The organism is Spirosoma knui, from assembly GCF_054780635.1.
Genome location: NZ_BAAGVY010000010.1, coordinates 164,601 through 182,827 on the forward strand (window position 1 = coordinate 164,601; position 18,227 = coordinate 182,827).

The 18,227-nt window shown below is 51.6% G+C and carries 16 protein-coding genes; 8 read left to right on the forward strand and 8 right to left on the reverse strand.

Features of this window, described 5'->3' with window-relative positions; translation table 11 throughout:
* The first annotated feature begins 106 nt into the window (after positions 1-106).
* The 6 genes from dtd (at position 107) to ACYVIY_RS20155 (ending at position 5,956) form a co-directional block, all read left to right on the forward strand.
* A complete protein-coding gene (gene dtd / locus ACYVIY_RS20130) occupies positions 107-559 on the forward strand; it encodes a D-aminoacyl-tRNA deacylase (protein WP_460978196.1) in 453 nt (150 codons plus the stop codon).
* 217 nt (positions 560-776) lie between these two features.
* Entirely contained in the window at positions 777-1,418 is a 642-nt protein-coding gene (locus ACYVIY_RS20135; protein ID WP_460978197.1) for an O-methyltransferase, read from the forward strand.
* 35 nt (positions 1,419-1,453) lie between these two features.
* Positions 1,454-3,874: a LysM peptidoglycan-binding domain-containing protein gene (locus ACYVIY_RS20140; protein WP_460978198.1), complete on the forward strand. Its 2,421-nt coding sequence runs from the start codon at positions 1,454-1,456 to the stop codon at positions 3,872-3,874.
* A 110-nt stretch (positions 3,875-3,984) separates the two neighbouring features.
* Positions 3,985-4,548, forward strand: coding sequence for a DUF3109 family protein (locus tag ACYVIY_RS20145; RefSeq protein WP_460978199.1), 564 nt, complete (start codon positions 3,985-3,987; stop codon positions 4,546-4,548).
* A gap of 65 nt (positions 4,549-4,613) precedes the next feature.
* Positions 4,614-4,946: an MGMT family protein gene (locus ACYVIY_RS20150; RefSeq protein WP_460978200.1), complete on the forward strand. Its 333-nt coding sequence runs from the start codon at positions 4,614-4,616 to the stop codon at positions 4,944-4,946.
* A gap of 383 nt (positions 4,947-5,329) precedes the next feature.
* Positions 5,330-5,956 (forward strand): carbonic anhydrase, encoded by a 627-nt coding sequence (locus tag ACYVIY_RS20155; RefSeq protein ID WP_460978201.1) that lies wholly within the window; start codon positions 5,330-5,332, stop codon positions 5,954-5,956.
* Between the two features lie 141 nt (positions 5,957-6,097).
* Here ACYVIY_RS20155 and ACYVIY_RS20160 read toward each other — a convergent pair whose 3' ends face one another.
* The 7 genes from ACYVIY_RS20160 to pgi all read right to left on the reverse strand — a co-directional run bounded on the left by ACYVIY_RS20160 (position 6,098) and on the right by pgi (position 12,957).
* Positions 6,098-6,757 (reverse strand): YdcF family protein, encoded by a 660-nt coding sequence (locus ACYVIY_RS20160; RefSeq protein WP_460978202.1) that lies wholly within the window; start codon positions 6,755-6,757, stop codon positions 6,098-6,100.
* Between the two features lie 113 nt (positions 6,758-6,870).
* Complete coding sequence (locus ACYVIY_RS20165; RefSeq protein ID WP_460978203.1) at positions 6,871-7,425, reverse strand: NADPH-dependent FMN reductase; 555 nt, start codon at positions 7,423-7,425, stop codon at positions 6,871-6,873.
* A 24-nt stretch (positions 7,426-7,449) separates the two neighbouring features.
* Complete coding sequence (locus ACYVIY_RS20170) at positions 7,450-8,016, reverse strand: precorrin-2 dehydrogenase/sirohydrochlorin ferrochelatase family protein (protein ID WP_460978204.1); 567 nt, start codon at positions 8,014-8,016, stop codon at positions 7,450-7,452.
* A gap of 113 nt (positions 8,017-8,129) precedes the next feature.
* Complete coding sequence (locus tag ACYVIY_RS20175; protein ID WP_460978205.1) at positions 8,130-9,035, reverse strand: hypothetical protein; 906 nt, start codon at positions 9,033-9,035, stop codon at positions 8,130-8,132.
* Positions 9,036-9,207: 172 nt separating this feature from the next.
* Positions 9,208-10,128, reverse strand: coding sequence for an outer membrane beta-barrel protein (locus ACYVIY_RS20180; RefSeq protein WP_460978206.1), 921 nt, complete (start codon positions 10,126-10,128; stop codon positions 9,208-9,210).
* A 137-nt stretch (positions 10,129-10,265) separates the two neighbouring features.
* Complete coding sequence (locus ACYVIY_RS20185; protein WP_460978207.1) at positions 10,266-11,132, reverse strand: outer membrane beta-barrel protein; 867 nt, start codon at positions 11,130-11,132, stop codon at positions 10,266-10,268.
* A gap of 169 nt (positions 11,133-11,301) precedes the next feature.
* Entirely contained in the window at positions 11,302-12,957 is a 1,656-nt protein-coding gene (gene pgi / locus ACYVIY_RS20190) for a glucose-6-phosphate isomerase (RefSeq protein WP_460978208.1), read from the reverse strand.
* Between the two features lie 195 nt (positions 12,958-13,152).
* On the opposite strand from pgi, the gene ACYVIY_RS20195 reads away from it, so the two are divergent.
* Positions 13,153-14,817: an ArnT family glycosyltransferase gene (locus ACYVIY_RS20195; RefSeq protein WP_460978209.1), complete on the forward strand. Its 1,665-nt coding sequence runs from the start codon at positions 13,153-13,155 to the stop codon at positions 14,815-14,817.
* A 29-nt stretch (positions 14,818-14,846) separates the two neighbouring features.
* Here the strand turns inward: ACYVIY_RS20195 and ACYVIY_RS20200 are convergent, their stop codons facing one another.
* The gene (locus tag ACYVIY_RS20200; protein WP_460978210.1) at positions 14,847-15,425 is read right to left on the reverse strand and encodes a glycosyl-4,4'-diaponeurosporenoate acyltransferase CrtO family protein; all 579 of its coding nucleotides are present in this window, start codon (positions 15,423-15,425) and stop codon (positions 14,847-14,849) included.
* 384 nt (positions 15,426-15,809) lie between these two features.
* Between ACYVIY_RS20200 and ACYVIY_RS20205 the strand changes: the two genes are divergently transcribed.
* Positions 15,810-18,185, forward strand: coding sequence for a PAS domain-containing protein (locus tag ACYVIY_RS20205; protein ID WP_460978211.1), 2,376 nt, complete (start codon positions 15,810-15,812; stop codon positions 18,183-18,185).
* Positions 18,186-18,227 lie beyond the last annotated feature (42 nt).

Consider the following 18,227-nt stretch of genomic DNA (forward strand, 5'->3'; position numbering starts at 1 on the left):
CAACTACGTCCTGTAATCGTTCCTAAGATTACGTTATTGTTTCGATACCTATGATTCCTGCCTATTTTTGGCGAATTGTTCCATCTCGTTCGCTCATCGTTTACGTATGATTGCCGTTATTCAGCGCGTTTCCCAGGCTTCTGTCACGATTGATAATCAGGTTAAAGGTCAGATTGACACCGGCTTTTTAGTCTTGCTCGGCGTTACGCATACTGACACGCAGGAGGATGTGGACTGGCTTAGCAAAAAAATCGTTGGCCTGCGCGTTTTCAACGATGACGAAGGTAAAATGAATCTCGATCTGGCCGCTGTTGGTGGCGATATTCTGCTGATCAGTCAGTTTACACTTCACGCCAGCACCAAAAAAGGAAATCGTCCCAGCTTTATTGAAGCCGCTCGCCCGGACGTAGCCATTCCGCTCTACGAAGCCATGATTAGCCGCCTGACAGCCGACTTAGGTAAGCCTATTCAAACTGGTGAATTCGGGGCCGACATGAACGTGTCTTTACTGAACGACGGACCCGTGACGATTCTGATTGATACAAAAAACAGGATCTAAAATCAGCGAACGGGTTCGCCAAGTAAAGGACTCGTCTGCGGCCCAAAACCCGTCGTTTACCACTTACTACGAAATAACCTACTTAATCGCCCCTTTACGTATTTTTTAGACACTAGCGGAGCATTTTACGCGTTGGTTTGCTAAAAACTACTACTTTTACTTAAACCAGCCCTTGAGCCGCCCCATTCCCGAGAGGTTACGCGGCTAAGTCAGCCGAATGGATTTTTTACCTGCCGACATCGCTGCATACGCCGAAGCGCATACCTCCCCCGAGAGTGAGTTGCTTCATCAGCTCAACCGAAATACCCGCGCTCATGTGATGGCCCCCCGTATGTTGTCGGGGCATATTCAAGGCCGGCTGCTGTCCATGATTTCGTGGATGATTCGCCCCCGACGTATTCTTGAAATTGGTACGTACACGGGCTATTCGGCCCTGTGCCTCGCCGAAGGATTAACCGACGACGGCCGACTCATTACGATTGACCATAACGAAGAATTAGAAGACTTTGCCCGCTCCTACTGGCAGCAATCGCCTTTCAGCCAACAGATCGACCTGCGGATTGGGCTGGCGGCTGACATTATACCCACGCTGAACGAAACCTTCGATCTGATCTTTATCGACGCGGACAAGCGTAATAATTCCCTTTATTTTGATTTGATTATCGACAAGCTACGTCCTGGTGGGTTCATACTGGCCGATAATGTGCTGTGGAGTGGTAAGGTTGTTGAACCGGTAAAACCTGCCGACGAAGATACCCGTGCAGTACTGGCTTTTAACGAGAAAGTTCAGGCTGACGAACGGGTAGAAAATGTGCTGCTGCCCGTCCGCGACGGAATTATGGTGATGCGAAAACGGTAAGTTTTGGCTTACGATTACGACTTACGATTTATTTTATGAAAAAACTTACGTACCCCCTAACCCTTTTCCTGCTTTTAATCGGCTACATCGCTTCTGCACAAACGTCGGTTCCGACGGTGCCGGAGCAGCTCTCCTTCGCCGATATTTCGGTACGTTTGGATCCCGACGCCCGGCGTATCGTGCAGCAGGATGTCAATGCCCTGCTGGCTAACCGACAGTATTGGACCGCCAAGCTGGACCGCGTCGCGCTGTATTTTCCCATGATCGAAGCCATTCTGATCGACGAGGACGTACCAACCGATTTCAAGTATCTGGCCGTACAGGAAAGCTCGCTTACCCCCGATGCCGTCTCGTCGTCAACGGCTGTTGGTTTCTGGCAGTTTAAGCGGGAAACCGCCACGGATTACGGCCTGCGGGTCGACGACGAAATTGACGAGCGCAAAAGTATTTCGGCCTCAACGCATGGCGCAGCCAAGTACCTCAAAAAAAGCAATACGCAGTTCAACAACTGGATCGCTTCGCTGTACTCGTACTACTTAGGCGCGGGCGGCATTGCTAAACTGATTCCTCCCGACTGGTCCTACGCCCGTGAAGTAGCCCTCGACGGACGTACTGACCGCTACATTCTTCGCTTTTTCGCCCACAAGCTGGCTATTGAAAACGCCCTGCAAACCCACCAGAGCAGCAACCGTTTTGCCTTGATTGAGTATCCGAACGGAGGAGGCAAAACCATGCGGGCTATATCCGAAGAACTGGGCGTTGACGAGTTCGAGTTGCGCAAATACAACCGTTGGGTACTGGGTGATGCCGTTCCGACCGATAAAGCCTACGTAATGGCCATTCCCGTGGTCAGCGATCAGATCAACGATGTACGCCAAAAAATCGTCAACGTCAGCGGCAAAAAAACACCAGACTTTGTGCAGACGGATGTAGGCTTCCCGGTACTACGTCGGGTAACAACGGGCCTTAGCAGTAAAAATGATCCTGTGCTGTACGAAATCAACGGACTGCCCGGTATTCAGGCGCAGGCGGGCGACAATGCGGCTTCCTTATCCCGTAAAGCTAAAATCAGCCTGTCGAGTTTTCTTCGGTATAACGACATGAGCGACCGCGATCCGGTGATTGTCAATGACGTGTACTATCTCGCGAAGAAACGAAAGAAAGCGCTGGTGCCTTTCCATAACGTGCGCGATGGCGAAACGGCCCGCAGCATCTCGCAGCGGTACGGCATCCGGCTAAAAAAACTGATGCGGTACAACCGGCTGGATCGGGTGCAGAAACTGGCAACAGGCCGGGTAATGTGGCTGCGGGAACGGCGGCCAGCGAACAAACCCGTCGAAGTTATCAACGCACCAACGCCACCCGTCTACGATCAGACGCCCACCCCGGCTCCCCGTACAACCGACGTAGCGTCAACCGGTCCGAGCCGTCCGGTGAGTGGTTTTGATAATGTTCCCCGTACACCCTCCGAACGTAAAGTCTACCAGCCCAAATTAGTAGGTGGCGGGGTTACCCCGAACGATGGTACGTCGGAACCTGCTGCGGCACCACGCACCGAGCCCGCAGTTTCTACGAACCGTCCCGCTCAACCCACCACCAGTCGTTCGGTGGAAACCGAGGGTTCGCAACGGGTTGTGATTGTGCGCACACCCGATGCCCCGGTACCTACGAAAACGGTTCCCGTTGCGACCACGCCAGAGCGGGTCTCGACAACCAACACCGGCTCGGCTGTTACTACGCCGAAGCCAACTACGTCAGCAAGTAGCGTCGGTGGTGGTCGCCCTTCAACTCCGGCTCTGGTAATGGATGATGATCAACAACCAAACACGCCTAAACCAACCAAGACAACTGACACCTACGCCAGCACGCAGCCCGTTAAGAAAACACCCACTCAGCCCGAGTCGAGTGCCTATGAAGGTCCCCGTGAGCAACAGGCTGATGGGTCGGTTACGGTACCCGTGACCAAAGCTCCCCCTCGTCCGGCAGCGCCAGTTGTTACTAAAGTTGACTCAAAGCCTGTTCCATCGACGCCGACGAATACGGAGCCAAAGGTTACTGCCTCTCCTGCGCCAGCAGCTACGAAACCAGCGGCCGTTAACCGTTCAGCCAGTACGCACACGGTAGAGCCGGGTCAGACGTATTACAGCATTTCGCGCCTGTACGGGCTAACCGTCGATGAGTTACTGGCCCTCAATAACCTGACCACGAACAACGTACTGGAAGCAGGTCAGCAGCTAACGGTCAAGTCAACAGGCGCTCGCAGCACGCAGCCAACCCGGCCAGCGGCTACGGCTCCTCAGCCTGAAGTGACGTATCATACCGTGGCTAAGGGCGAAACCATGTTCCGGATCTCGAAGCAGTACGGGGTAACCATCGAGCAAATCCAATCCTGGAATAATCTCGCCGACATTGGTGTGAAAGAAGGGCAGAAAATCAAGATTGTGAAACAGCTCTGATCTGTCTGCTGCGCTTAGCCTGATACAGAAAAAGCCGCCTTCCGGACGAGGGCGGCTTTTTCGTGGACATACCTATTCAAAATTGGTCCGGGCTGCGTAACTTTACGTATATGATTCTGATTGACAATACCTGTATCAGCGACGATGTAGCTGAGAAGTTCTTCGTCTGCAACTTAGATAAATGCAAAGGAGCCTGCTGCGTTGAGGGCGACATGGGCGCTCCTCTCGAAGGCGACGAGCCCGCGATACTTGACCGAATCTACGAAGACGTAAAGCCGTACCTCTCGCCCGAAGGCATTCGCGTATTGGAGGAAAAAGGCGGTTATGAGTCGGACGGCGAAGGCGGCTACGTAACCACCACCGTTGGCGGACGCGAGTGCGTATATGCAACGTGGAATGATCGGGGAATCCTGAAATGCGGCATTGAAGAAGCGTATAACGATGGAAAGGTAGATTGGAAAAAGCCGATCTCTTGCCACCTGTACCCCATACGTGTCACTAAATACGAGTCGTTTCACGCGTTGAATTACGACCGCTGGCCGATTTGTAGCCCGGCCTGTGGCTTTGGCGAGCAACTGAACGTACCGATTTACAAATTCGTGCGGGAAGCGCTGATCCGGGCCTACGGCGAAGAATGGTATGGGCAATTAACCCAGGCTATCGAAGAGAAATAGCCATTTTATCAGCGGCAGCCAATCGTCAGACATACGATTGGCTGCCGCTTACGTTTCCTGAGCCTATGCTTGACGATAAAGACTACTTTAAAGAAGTGCACCGGGTGGTACGGGAGGTACCCAAAGGCCGGGTAACGACGTATGGGGCCATTGCTCGCTACCTTAGCCTGCGCGCCGGTGCGCGTATGGTAGGCTGGGCCATGGTCGCATCGCACGGCCAGGATGTTCCGGCGCACCGGGTGGTCAATCGCATTGGCGTTCTTTCGGGTAAGCACTTCTTCGGTGGTCCAACCATTATGCAGCAACTTCTGGAAGATGAAGGCGTTCGGGTTGAAGACGATCGAGTCGTTGATTTTAAAACCCTGTTCTGGGACCCGGCCGTCGAACTAACTCTTTAACCCCTTCAGTACTCAACTTTTTACGCGACTCATTCCAGCTATGAGCCGCGTTTTTTGTTGTTTCTTCGTAAGATCACAATGACAAACTCTCCTGTTCTTACTGCTCCTCTTCAGCAACATCAGGCTCATACACAAGTATTTAATCGTTATGATTAACACTTAAACTGTTGTGAGTCGCGCTGCTGTATCGAGTAAAGGCGTGTTTGCGGCCAATCAATCGTAAAGTAATGCGTAGCCGATTTTTCGCTTTATTGGGATAATTTTCGCGAATGGAGTAGCTGTCAACGTGACAACTCCTGGTGGGTGAGTACCCGAACAATTGAATTATTCCAGGGTTGACTACTAAGCAGCGATAAACCATTGATTAACACAAACGAGATAAAATGGACATTTCACAGATCTTCAAGAACAATCAGAATTGGGTTGAAAAAAAGTTAGCCGTAGAGCCAGACTATTTTAGTGACCTCTCGAAAGGGCAAACTCCCGACATCCTTTACATAGGTTGTTCAGATAGTCGTGTTTCAGCCGAAGAACTTATGGGTGTAGCGCCTGGGGAAGTGTTTGTGCTCAGAAACATTGCCAATATGGTTCCCAACACGGATTTGGGCGTAATGTCAGTAGTCAACTATGCCGTAGCACACCTGAAGGTAAAGCACATTGTGGTTTGCGGCCATTACTATTGCGGTGGCGTTCAGGCCGCCATGAAATCAGCAGATTTAGGGATATTGAATCCGTGGTTGAGAAATATCCGCGACGTGTATCGGATGCACAAGGATGAACTGAATAGTATCGAGGATCAAGAACAGCGCTACAAACGATTAGTCGAGCTAAATGTCGAGGAACAATGCATAAATGTTCTCAAAACGGCAGAGGTACAAAAAGCCCAGCTCGACCGAAATCTTTCAGTGCACGGATGGGTTTTCGATATTCATTCGGGAAAATTGATCGATCTGCAAATTGACTTTGTCAAACTTCTGGAAAACATAAAGGAGATCTACCATCTCGACTAGAATAACCTCAGGAAACTATTTTTTGCTCAAAAAAGAAGCGCGTGTTTTTGTCATTCCGGTCGTAAAGAGGAATGACAAAAACACGCGCTTCTTTTCGCTACCATCAAACGCGGCCGCGCACGTTTCTACTACTAACGTAGGCTAACTAACCGCCAAATGTCGATTGTACCCGGCGTTGACCAGTTCTTCGTAGGCCGCCCAGATGTCAGCTGGAATTTCCTGGGGTATCTGAAACCCTTTCTCGGGGTACAGTTTGATTCGCTGTAAATCACCAACCATAATACTCACAACGTCGTCGGTGGTAAGCTCAGGGTTTGAATAGGCGCTCAGATACTCGTCGAACGATGCCTGGGGCGACGTAACGATTACGGACTTTTCGGGCCATACCTTCCTGAACGTAGCGTAACTCCGACGCTCCATATACGGCTTCTGCACCACGATAAACGTTTCCGGGTCAAGGTTCAGTTGCGCAAGCAATTCTTTGGTGAATAGCACATTTTCGCCTGTATTGCTGGATCGGTTTTCGACTAGTATACGCTCCGACGGAACACCCATTCCAATAGCGATTCGGGCAAACAGTTCGGCTTCCGGCTCGGCCCACATTGACTTGGTGATGACGCCCAGTCCGCCCGAAAAAATCAGCAGGGGCGCCCAGCCCTCCAGAAACAATTCGGCACCCCGTTCGGCTACCCGTGTATCATGACTACAGAGTACCAGAATAACATCGGCTTTTTCAAGCGTGTGGTTGGTGTGATGGTAGTCCCAGAGTTTTTCGGCTAAGTCGTGTATGTGTTGTGTCAATTGATCGAAGGTAATGCTAATAAAATTGGGGTAAATCTAATGACTGAAAGTCTGATTAGGCCAATCAGGACTATGACAGATAAAGATTAAATACACGGGAAAAGAACGTTACGTTAGTTCTGGCTGGCCAGTTTGCGTTGTTCGACGGCGTTGGCCAGTCCATCGAGTACGGTACGTAATGCCTGAGCCAATTCAGGGTCGGTGATCTGCCCATCGGCGCTAATCTTGCTGCGGACAAACGGTATGATCAGCGACGTTTCCTCCGTCAAATGAGCGGTCATCACCTCCAGGGTGTGCGTAAGCGATGCGTGCGCCCGCGAGCCGCCCGTGTCCGATGGGCCAGCACTAATAACCCCAACAGGTTTATGCACAAACTCGCCCGACGACACGACCCAATCGAGCATGTTTTTCAATACGCCCGGCATACCATGAATGTATTCGGGTGTGCAGATCAGCACCGCATCGGCTTGCTGCAGTAAGGTACGTAACTGGGTTACTGGCGCGGGCGAGTATTCGCCATCCCGTTCGGGACTGAAGTGCGGCAGGTCGTCGAGCCCGTCGTACAACGTAACAGTTACGCCCTGAGCGGCCAGCGCAGCAGCCGCCCGCAGGATAGACGTATTGGTTGATGTAGCCCGCAGGCTACCAGAAATGGCGAGAAGATCCATGAGCGTTCGACAGAAAAACCTTGTCTAGCGCAACACCTTCGTTATCTCGTTTAGTTTCTCCATTTTCTGCACAAAGTCGCCTTTCAGTTGGTTGCGGATGGCCATCAGGTTGTCGAGCGTTTCCTGTAAACTGTCGGGCAGGATGTCTTCCAGCACTTCCCGAAACCGCTTGGCAAACGTTGGTGACTTGCCGTTAGTAGAAATAGCAATTTTCAGATCCCCTTTTTTGACCACCGAACTCAGGTAAAAATCGCATAGATCGGGCGTGTCGGCTACGTTGACCAGAATGCGACGAATTTTACAGTCCTGCTGCACCTGCCGATTCACCGCCTTGTCATTCGTCCCGACAATGACCAAGTCTTTATCAGCCAGGTGGCTGTCTGTGTAGGCCTGTTGCACTAACTCCAGTTTCGGATATCGGCCCGCCATCTCCCGGATTTCCTCTCGGATTTCGGGGGCAACGAGCGTAATGCGGGCCTCCGGCGAGTTGGCCAATACGGCCGTTAGCTTCTCCAGACCAACGTACCCACCGCCCACAATGAGGATATGCAGGTTCTCAGCCTTAACAAAAATGGGGAACAGCGTATTCATGAGACGAAGTTACGTTCTTTTGCCATCCGGCCATTCTCCCGCTTGGGATGATCCCACAGCGGTCAACAAAAAAGGCTGCCCAGGTGAGCAGCCTTCAAGATCAATGGCCTTACTTAAAATTTAAACCCGATGTTCACGCCCAAAATCCGGCGTTTGGTGTTCGATGCGTTCTTCAAAACGTCGGCAAACCCGTAATGATACACGAAGTCAATCATCAGCGGCCCCGCGTCGAAACCCAGGTTAGCCAGCCCGTTTACGGTAGCGGCCCGGAAGTCGCTCTGCTGGAAGTTGAATTCGTTGTTGCCCACGCCCAGCGGAGTAGCGTATTCGGCCCCCACCTGAAGACGCACGGCAGATACTCCTCGCTCCGACTGCGCCAGCTTTACGCCGATATAAGCCGGAATGTGCAGATACTGCTGATCGACATTCGACGTAATGTCTTTTACGCCATTGACCTGCCCATCACCCGCCCGGAAAAAATCAGAACTTGACGTTAAATACTCCGCACCGATCTGGCCATATACCCGGCCACCGCCCCGCACAAAAAAGCCTAGTTGGTAGCCGAGCCGCCCGGCGAGCGTATTGCCCTCTACATCTTCGCCCTCAAAGCGGGTTGAATTGGCTCCGGCGTATAAACCAAACGTAAAGTTTTTGTAGTTCTCCCGCCGTTCCCGGCGCTGCTCTACCTCCACGCTCCGTTGCCCGTCTTCAAAACCTTCATCATAAGCCTGGCTCAAATCGCGTTCATCATACATACGATCATTCCGGCGGCTGTTGCCCATTCGTTCTTCGTACCGATTGTCGTAGCGTCGGTTTTCTTCGCTTCGGAGCCTATATTCCCGGCGCTCATCGAAGCGGTCATCCATACGCCGATCGTCCCGGCGTTCTTCGCGACGTGACGGACGATTATCCCGATCATTACGGTCGTACCGGTCGTCGTACGAATTGGTTTGGCCAGATACGTAGCCAGTGCTGCCCAAACCCAGCAGGAAGAGGAGCGTTTTTAGTGATTTTTTCATAACGTGTTGCGTTGAGTAAACCGAATCCGGCATTCGCTTGTACAACCCTTCGCATACGACTAATGTTTGCGTATTTAACTCTAGAGCCTGTTTTTAGAAGTCAGTACCGCCACCAAACAAAAAAGCTGCCTTCGTTGGAAAGCAGCTCATAAGGTTGATTCACTGGTATGGTTTAGAATCGGAAACCCAGGTTCAGGGCTAACATATTACGTTTTGTATCAGCGCCCTTATCAAATACATTCGCAAAACCATGGTTGTACAGCGCATCGAGTGTCAGCGGTCCGAGGTTAATACCAGCGCCCACCAGACCATTCAGGATAGTCCGGTTCAGGTCATCTTTTCCTAAGTTGAAGTTGTTTTTACCAACCGCAACCAACGAAGCTAACTCAGCACCAGCCTGGATACGTAGACCCAGCGCGCTACCTACACGAACCCCTACATAAGCCGGAATCGCCAAGAAGTGCTGGTCGATCTGGCCGCGAACTTCACCAGCGGTTGGCGTGGTTTGGCCAGATCCGGTGCGTACTAAGTTCGACGTCGAATTCCGGTATTCCAGACCAATCTGTCCGAAGATCGTACCCCCTGTACGGCCGTATAAACCAGCCTGCCAGCCTGCACGGTAAGCGCCATCGGGAATGGGTTCGTTAACAAAACGCGAGAAGTTAACCCCGGCATAAATACCGAACTTACCTTCTTTACCCCAGGGCTGGTCACCATCATCGCGCCGGTTCGTTTGAGTCGACATACCACCGTTGTTATCGCTGGTAGTCATAGTAGTGGTGGTAGTCGTAGTGCCGTAAACGGGTGCCGCCGTACTGTTCGTCATCGTGCCATTAGTGGTACTATTACTATTGTCCATAGTGCCACTGCTGTTGGTCATTGCCCCGTTGCTCATCGTCGATCCATTATTCATGGTCGAACCGTTGTTCATGTTCGATGTTGTTGAGCGGTTCGAGCTGTCGGTGGTTACCGGCGACGCACTGTAGGTAGAATTGGTGGTCGTAGTCGATGTCGAGTACGAGTTGGTGGTTTGCGCATTCACGATGCCGAAACCACACAGGCCCAGGGCCAGAAGTGAAAGTTGCTTTTTCATAACGTTTATCATTTCATTGAGTTGTATAAAAAAAGGGCGTGACCGAAATCACACCCCAATAACAGGCCACTAGAGCACTTTGTTTTTAACTATTCCAATTTTGTCTGTAGCGACATCAGTTTAATACATTCAGCTTACTAGAACTTAAAGCCTACACTAGCGCTCAGAATCCGACGTTGCGAACCAGCAAAACCGGTTGAATTTACGGCGTTTATGCTATTACTAAAGCCATAATGGTACGTCAGATCGATCAGCAGCGGACCTATGTCAAAACCAAGCTGACCCAGTCCGTTGAACGTCCCACTTTTAATCTCTGCGTTCGTCAGATTAAAATCACCACTGTTGGCGCTGATGCGGTTTGCGTACTCAACACCCACCTGGAGCCGCACCGCCGAAATTCCCCGATCCGATTCAACTAGCTTGTAACCAATGTAAACCGGAATCTGTACGTACTGGATGTTGATCTGATCCCGAATGCTCTGGGCAGACTGGCCCGAACCAGCGGTGAAATAGTTGGAACTTGATGCAAAGTATTCAGCCCCTAACTGGCCATACAGCCGACCACCACCCCGTACGAAGAAGCCCGCCTGATAACCCAGTCGACCCGTCAGAGCGTCACTGTTGCCGTTCACGTCAAGCGCTTCGCCCTTAAACTTGGTCGTGTTTAAACCCGCGTAAATACCGAACACAAAATTTTTGTAATCCTTGGCGGCTTTAGCGGGCTTCGTGCTGGTGCTATACGTATCGGTGGTCGTCATCGTACTGGTCGTACCGGTACTGTTGGTCGAATACGTCCCCGATGAACCATTACTGTCTGATCCGGTCGACGGCGTGGTCGAATACGTACTGTTGCTGGTTGCGTTCGTGCTGTCGGTGGTTACCGGTGACGTATACGTTGGATTTGTAGCTGTACTGGTCGTCGAATACGAATTTGTCGTGGTTTGGCCATACGCTAGTGCCGCACTGAGCATGCAGACCGAGAGCATTGTAACTTGAGTTTTCATAACGTTTAAAAGGTATTCGTTGAGTTATAAAAAAATGGGGTGTATACGTCTCCGCATATACCCCATTAACAGGCCCTACCGGGCTTTGTTCAGCAATATTCTAATTATCCTATAAATTTACTATATTATTAAGGTTTTACCGTTTTTACCCTTGAATATTGGGGGTGGTTTACTGGTTTCGGAGTGCCTTAAAGGCGTTCATTAATCCATTGGTCGAACTATCGTGCGTATTCACATCGGCATCATCCTGTAGCTCCGGTAAAATTCGGCTCGCCAGTTGTTTGCCCAGTTCAACACCCCACTGGTCGAAGCTGAAAATGTTCCAGATAACGCCCTGCGTAAAAATTTTATGCTCATAGAGTGCAATCAGGCTGCCGAGCGTGCGGGGTGTCAGTTTTTTGAACAGAATGGAGTTAGTTGGCCGGTTGCCCGAAAACATTTTGAACGGAGCCAGCGCCTGTACGTCGGCTTCGCTTTTGCCGGATTTTCGCAGTTCTTCAGCGGCTTCTTCTTCGGTTTTGCCGTTCATCAGCGCTTCGGTCTGCGCGAAGAAATTGGCCATCAGAATTTTATGGTGCTCACCGATGGGCCGCTGGCTGATGGCAGGTGCCAGAAAGTCGCAGGGGATCAGCTTTGTTCCCTGGTGAATCAACTGATAGAACGCGTGTTGTCCGTTCGTACCGGGTTCACCCCAAATGATTGGTCCGGTCTGGTAATCAACCGGGTCGCCGTTGCGGTCGACCGATTTACCATTGCTTTCCATGTCACCCTGCTGGAAATAAGCCGCAAACCGATGCATGTATTGGTCGTACGGCAAAATGGCCTCCGTCTGTGCGCCGAAAAAATTGTTGTACCAGATACCAATGAGGGCCAGGATCACCGGCAAATTCTGCTCCAGGGGCGTATCGCGGAAGTGCTGGTCCATCGCGTGTCCACCGGCCAGCAGTTCCTCGAAGTTGTCGAAACCAATGTACAGGGCGATTGACAGACCAATGGCCGACCAGAGCGAGTAGCGTCCGCCTACCCAGTCCCAGAACCCAAACATATTTTCGGGATCGATGCCAAATTTCTCTACCTCCTTGCGATTGGTCGACAGGGCGGCAAAATGCTTGGCGATGTCCTCTTCCGAGCCACCGTTTTCCAGAAACCACTGCCGGGCGGTTTGAGCATTGGTCATGGTCTCCTGCGTCGTAAACGTCTTTGAGGCAATCAGGAACAGGGTCGTTTCGGGCTGAACCGTTTGCAGCGTTTCGTAAATATGCACCCCGTCTACGTTCGATACGAAGTGAACGCGCAGGCCGTCTTTTGCGTAGGGTTTCAGCGCTTCGGTCACCATGACCGGTCCCAGGTCAGAGCCGCCAATGCCAATATTCACGACGTCGGTAATGGCTTGACCGGTGTACCCTTTCCACTCGCCCGACCGCACCCGCTCCGAAAACGATTTCATTCGGTCCAGCACGGCGTTGACCTCCGGCATTACGTCCTCGCCATCGACCAGAATTGGCGTGTTCGATCGGTTACGCAACGCTACGTGCAGTACGGCCCGGTCTTCGGTCTGGTTGATTTTATCGCCCGAAAACATTTTTCCGATGGCGTCGGTCAAGCCAGCCTGCTCGGCCAATTGCAGCAGTAAGCCAAACGTTTCTTCGGTAATCCGATTCTTCGAGAAATCGAGCAGAATCTCGTCAAATCGGCGCGAAAACTTGGTGAACCGATCCGGATCTTCGGCAAATAAGTCGCGCAGGTGACGGTCTTTTAGGGCATCGTAATGCGCCTGAAGCTGCGCGTAGGCCGGCAGGTCGGTAAATCGATGAGTAGCGAGCATAAGCAGTTTTCGGTTAACGAATCTTGGGTTTTCGTTTAGTTCATAGCTCCAGCAAACCAGCCAGTGTCGGTAAACTGAAGACTCTCTTCGGTTGTCGGCGCGAATATCGCCAATCCCCCACAATCTTTTTTCCTCTATTTTTACGCCCCCGCACATAAACGTGTGCCAGGTCTGTCAGCGTTATCGTAGCCGCTAATGAATCAAAAATTATTTTATTCGTTACTATTCGCCGGTGTGGGCGCCTTATTGTTCATTCCCTTTCTGGGGGGCGTTCGCCTGTTCGACTGGGACGAAATCAATTTTGCGGAATGTTCGCGGGAGATGCTGCTGTTGCAGGACTACCTCCGCGTACACATCGACTTCAAACCGTTTTACGAAAAGCCGCCGTTTTTTTTCTGGTGCCAGTCGCTGATGATGAGCCTGTTCGGCACCAACGAGTTTGCGGCCCGGCTACCGAACGCCATCTGCGGCATCATTACGTTGATCTACCTGTATAACCTGGGCGCGAAACTGCACGGCCAGCGCTTTGGCGTTTTGTGGGCTTTGGCCTATTTAGGGTCCGTTACACCCCATCTGTACTTCCGGTCGGGCATCATCGACCCTTTTTTCAATTTGTTCATTTTTATTGGACTGGTCAATCTGATTTTTGCGTCCTGGAAACGCGAACGACTCAGCAGTACGTTACTGGTGCCAAAATCGGAATGGACGTATCTGGCGATTGGCGGATTTGTGCTGGGTCTGGGCATTCTGACCAAAGGGCCCGTGGCGTACCTGATCGTTTGTCTGGTGATGCTGGTGTACTGGATACTCAGCCGGTTTCGGTGGTTCATTACACCCCTGCAATTTATTCTGTTTTCGGCGGCTGCTTCGCTGGTGTCGCTGGCCTGGGGAGGGCTGGAAACGTACCTGCATGGTCCGGCCTTTGTGAATGAATTTTTGACGTATAACATCCGGCTGTTCAGCACGCCCGACGCGGGCCATGCCGGATTTACGGGCTACCACTTCATTGTGTTGCTCGTGGGTTGCTTTCCGGCGTCTATTTTCGCCCTGCGGGGATTCGGTGCGCTCTTTCTCGAACGTAACTACCAACGCGAGTTCCGGCGCTGGATGCTAATTTTGTTTTGGGTCGTGCTGATTCTGTTCAGCGTGGTACAGTCTAAAATTGTGCATTACTCGTCGCTCTGCTACTTCCCGGTAACGTATCTGGCGGCTCTGACGCTGCTCCAGTTAGAAGAGCGTAAACTTCCGTTTACTAACTGGTTCCGGGCGGGGTTACTCCTGGTCGGCGGAATCTACGTACTGGCCACGATTGGCCTGCCCATTCTGGCGCATCGGATGGACCTGGTCAAATCCGTTGCCGATCAGGACGCGTTTACGCAAGGTAATCTGAACGCCAACATCAACTGGACCGGCTGGGAGGTTTTGCCGGGCGTGTGGCTGCTGATTACGTTGATCCTGACGCTTTGGTGGTTCAGCAAACGAGAGACAAGCCAGGCGATGTTTGCGCTGTTCGGCGGCATGGCGGTGTTCATTACGCTGACGCTCTGGTTTTTTATTGGTCGGATCGAAGGCATTTCGCAGGATGCGGCCATGCGCTTCTTCGAGCGGGCACAGGGACAGGATGTATACGTAACGACCTACGGCTACCGGAGTTACGGGCCGTATTTCTACACGCAGAAACCGCCCGTCACCAACCCCAACTATTACAATATGGACTGGCTGCTCCGGGGCAAAATTGATAAAGATGTCTGGTTCATCAAGAAAGCCAGTGAACTGCACACGCCCCTCGATTCGCTGCCCGACATCAAGAAAACCGGCGAAGAAAATGGCTTTGTGTTCTACCGGCGCGCGGCTCGTTAGATCGCGTGTAGAGACGTTTCTTACGAGCGTCAGTTTTTAGTTACGTCTCTGGACAGCCGACGCTTTTTCAGCGACTCGAACCGCAAGCGATTGTATTGCTGCAGTAGAATTGGGTAGCCATTGTAAAGCGCATTGATACCCGTTAGAAGGAGCGCCCAGCCCCAAAAGCCGTTTGCAAGGGCGTATAGAGCGGTTAAGGCAAAAAACAGCAGGCAGATTAGGTGAAACCGTTCGTAAACAACTGATTTACTCAGGTGCGTTTTGATGGACACTGTTTGCCCAGACTTGTAGTCAGGGAACCGACGACGGATCAGCGCATTGACGAAATCGCCATCCTGCGTGTATTTCCGAATTACCCGAATACCTAGTTTATGATACGGCACAAGCGTACTTCCCAGCCGCAGCCGGTTGAAAAAAGAAGCGGGCAAAAAGCCTACTGTTAGGCTAATGAATAAGAATACGTATAGCCACCTCAGTTCCATAGCGACCACGCAGAAGTAAACCAGGGGGCCGAAGCTTAGTACCGACCAGAAGCCGTTGACCAGCTGATTATATAAAGTGGCCGTCCGGCGGATTTTAGTCCGTTCCTGATTCGTTTCTGAACGCATAGAGTAAAGTAATTTTTCGGCAGTGACTCAGCCCGGCGATCAGAAATGCGCGGGTTCAGCCTATAGCCATTTATCCGTTAAAAGTGAATAAAGGGTTCTGTCTATCTCAACAATCGCATTATTTTTACAGCGCAAAGAGTTGATATGGACCGGAATAGTCATCTGAATAATTTTGTCACCCATCAGGCGCGAAAAAACAACAGTAACTAATCAGCTGTTAGTTTTAGTGTTTCTTAGTCTGATATGCGGATCGAAATGGTCCTGTTCATTTGACGGCGGGCGGCAAGTTGAAGGCCACTGCTATATTTTACTCCCTCCGACTCTGGTTTTAGCCACCAATACCAACTTAATTCGTAGCCGTTCATCAACCAACTAATCTGATTAATGATTGACCCACCCATGCCCGTAACTGACAAAGCACTCACCGAGCGGCTAGACATCGACTTTGCTTTAAAAGCTGCGCGGCTTGGCGTTTGGGAGTTGGACCCGGTCACAAAGCTGGTCAAATGGGATGACCGATGCCGTGAGTTATTCGGGCTGACGCAAAACCGATTATTGACCTATGAAGAGGCCATTCGCTTTATTCACCCGGACGATGCAAGCCGGGTAGATGAAGCGGTTCAGCAGGTTCTTAGCCCTACATCGAACGGCCAGTATGACGTTACGTACCGAACCATTGGGGCCGACGATGGCGTATTGCGGTGGGTACGGTTTATTGGTCAGGGCTACTTCAACGAAGCCGGGGAAATATACAGGTTTTCGGGGGTAGCTCAGGACGTAACGAAGGATGTGGAATTGCAGCTGCATCTCAAAACCAACGAACAGCGGTTTCGAAGCCTGCTGGAAGAAGCTGCTATAGCGACCTGCCTGTTAACCGGGCCAGAAATGACCATTGCAGTTGCTAATGATATTATGCTTCAGTACTGGGGGAAAGGCCGGGATGTTGTCGGAAAAACCCATTCCGAAGTGCTGCCTGAGTTGAAAAACCAGCCGTTCGGCAGCCTGCTGGACAACGTCTATTCGACCGGTAACACGTACGAGGCCAAGGCTGCTGCCGCCAACCTGGAAGTTGACGGTTCGCTGCGAACGTACTATTTTGACTTTTCGTACAAAGCGTTGCGGAATACCGCCGGTTCGGTGTACGGCATTCTGGTCACCGCCATTGATGTAACGGAACAGGTACTGGCTCAGCAGCAGGTAGAAGCCAGTCAAATGCGTTTTGAGTTGATTGCCAAAGCCACCCACGACATTGTCTGGGACTGGAATCTGGAAACGAACGAAATCTGGTGGAACGAAGGCTACCAGACCCTGTTAGGCTACCGGAAAGAAGATATGTTACCGGGCGTTGAATCCTGGTCAAATTTCATCCACCCCCACGATCGGGAGCGGGTTGTGCAAAGTATTCACGCCATTATTGACCACGGTGGCGAGAACTGGGCCGATCAGTATCGCTTCCGGAAGGCCGATGGTACCTACGCGTATATGCTGGACCGTGGCTACACCATTCACCGGGACGGAAAACCGATTCGGATGGTCGGCTCTATGGTTGATCTGTCAAAGCAGAAACAGGTTGAAGACGAGCTAATTCATCAGAATGAGGTGCTTGAGGATATGGTCAACCAGTTCAAGTTCGTCACCGACTTTATGCCCCAGATGGTCTGGGCCACGTACCCCGATGGCACCCATGACTTTTTCAACCAGCAGTGGTACGAGTTTACCGGGCTAACCTACAACGAGTCGAAAGGCCAGGGCTGGGCTAAAGTGCTTCACCCCGACGACTGGAATCGGACAAAGCAGATTTGGGGGCATTCGCTGGCAACGGGTTCGCTCTATCAGATTGAGTACCGGATGCGTCGTCACGATGGGGTGTATCACTGGTTTCTGGCCCGTGCGCTTCCTCTGCGCAATGAGCAGGGGGCCATTGTGAAATGGTTCGGCACCTGCACCGATATCGACGATCAGAAAACGCAGGCCCAGACGCTGGAACAGATGGTTAACCAACGTACTGCGGAGCTAACGGCGGCTAATCAGGATTTGCAGCGCTCGAACAGCAATCTTCAGCAGTTTGCCTACGTAGCGTCGCATGATTTGCAGGAGCCACTCCGCAAGATCCAGTCGTTCGGCGACCTGCTTAAAAACGGCTACGCGGATCAGTTGGGCGACGGCGTTCGTTATCTGGAACGCATGCAGGTAGCCGCCCATCGCATGTCGACGCTGATTAAAGATCTGCTCATGTACTCTCGCATTTCGACCCGGCAGGATGCTTCCAAAGCGGTGTCGCTTGCGCAGGTACTCAGTATTACGCTGGCCGATCTGGAACTGTCGATTCAGGAGACCGGCGCGATCGTAGATATGGATCCGTTGCCAACCGTTCAGGGCGACGACTCACAGTTGGGTCAGCTATTTCTGAATTTACTAAGTAATGCGTTGAAGTTTCAACGGCCGGGCGTTCCCCCGGTTATCCGCATTCAAACCCACCTAGTATCGGCAGAGGACTTACCCCCTTCAGTAACCCCAGCACGACAGGTGCCAACGTATCACCGCATCGATATTGTGGATAATGGGATAGGGTTCGAGCCGAAGTATCTCGACCGTATTTTTCAGGTGTTCCAGCGGCTGCACAACTCGTCTCAGTTTGCCGGTACGGGTATCGGGTTAGCTATCTGCGAAAAGGTTGTGGCGAATCACGGCGGAGCCATAACCGCAATGAGCCAACCAGGCCAAGGCGCTACGTTCAGTATTTACTTACCCCATTCCTAGACGGCACGCTACGCCCCTAAATAGCTCAGGGTCAGCCAATAT

What these genes read in the sequence shown, in the direction of transcription:
- ACYVIY_RS20165 (WP_460978203.1), bottom strand. Translation starts at nt 7,425, where the DNA reads ATGGATCTTCTCGCCATTTCTGGTAGCCTGCGGGCTACATCAACCAAT.
- ACYVIY_RS20140 (WP_460978198.1), top strand. Translation starts at nt 1,454, where the DNA reads ATGAAAAAACTTACGTACCCCCTAACCCTTTTCCTGCTTTTAATCGGC.
- ACYVIY_RS20135 (WP_460978197.1), top strand. Translation starts at nt 777, where the DNA reads ATGGATTTTTTACCTGCCGACATCGCTGCATACGCCGAAGCGCATACC.
- ACYVIY_RS20180 (WP_460978206.1), bottom strand. Translation starts at nt 10,128, where the DNA reads ATGAAAAAGCAACTTTCACTTCTGGCCCTGGGCCTGTGTGGTTTCGGC.
- pgi (WP_460978208.1), bottom strand. Translation starts at nt 12,957, where the DNA reads ATGCTCGCTACTCATCGATTTACCGACCTGCCGGCCTACGCGCAGCTT.
- ACYVIY_RS20145 (WP_460978199.1), top strand. Translation starts at nt 3,985, where the DNA reads ATGATTCTGATTGACAATACCTGTATCAGCGACGATGTAGCTGAGAAG.
- ACYVIY_RS20200 (WP_460978210.1), bottom strand. Translation starts at nt 15,425, where the DNA reads ATGCGTTCAGAAACGAATCAGGAACGGACTAAAATCCGCCGGACGGCC.
- dtd (WP_460978196.1), top strand. Translation starts at nt 107, where the DNA reads ATGATTGCCGTTATTCAGCGCGTTTCCCAGGCTTCTGTCACGATTGAT.
- ACYVIY_RS20195 (WP_460978209.1), top strand. Translation starts at nt 13,153, where the DNA reads ATGAATCAAAAATTATTTTATTCGTTACTATTCGCCGGTGTGGGCGCC.
- ACYVIY_RS20205 (WP_460978211.1), top strand. Translation starts at nt 15,810, where the DNA reads ATGATTGACCCACCCATGCCCGTAACTGACAAAGCACTCACCGAGCGG.
- ACYVIY_RS20175 (WP_460978205.1), bottom strand. Translation starts at nt 9,035, where the DNA reads ATGAAAAAATCACTAAAAACGCTCCTCTTCCTGCTGGGTTTGGGCAGC.
- ACYVIY_RS20185 (WP_460978207.1), bottom strand. Translation starts at nt 11,132, where the DNA reads ATGAAAACTCAAGTTACAATGCTCTCGGTCTGCATGCTCAGTGCGGCA.
- ACYVIY_RS20155 (WP_460978201.1), top strand. Translation starts at nt 5,330, where the DNA reads ATGGACATTTCACAGATCTTCAAGAACAATCAGAATTGGGTTGAAAAA.
- ACYVIY_RS20170 (WP_460978204.1), bottom strand. Translation starts at nt 8,016, where the DNA reads ATGAATACGCTGTTCCCCATTTTTGTTAAGGCTGAGAACCTGCATATC.
- ACYVIY_RS20150 (WP_460978200.1), top strand. Translation starts at nt 4,614, where the DNA reads ATGCTTGACGATAAAGACTACTTTAAAGAAGTGCACCGGGTGGTACGG.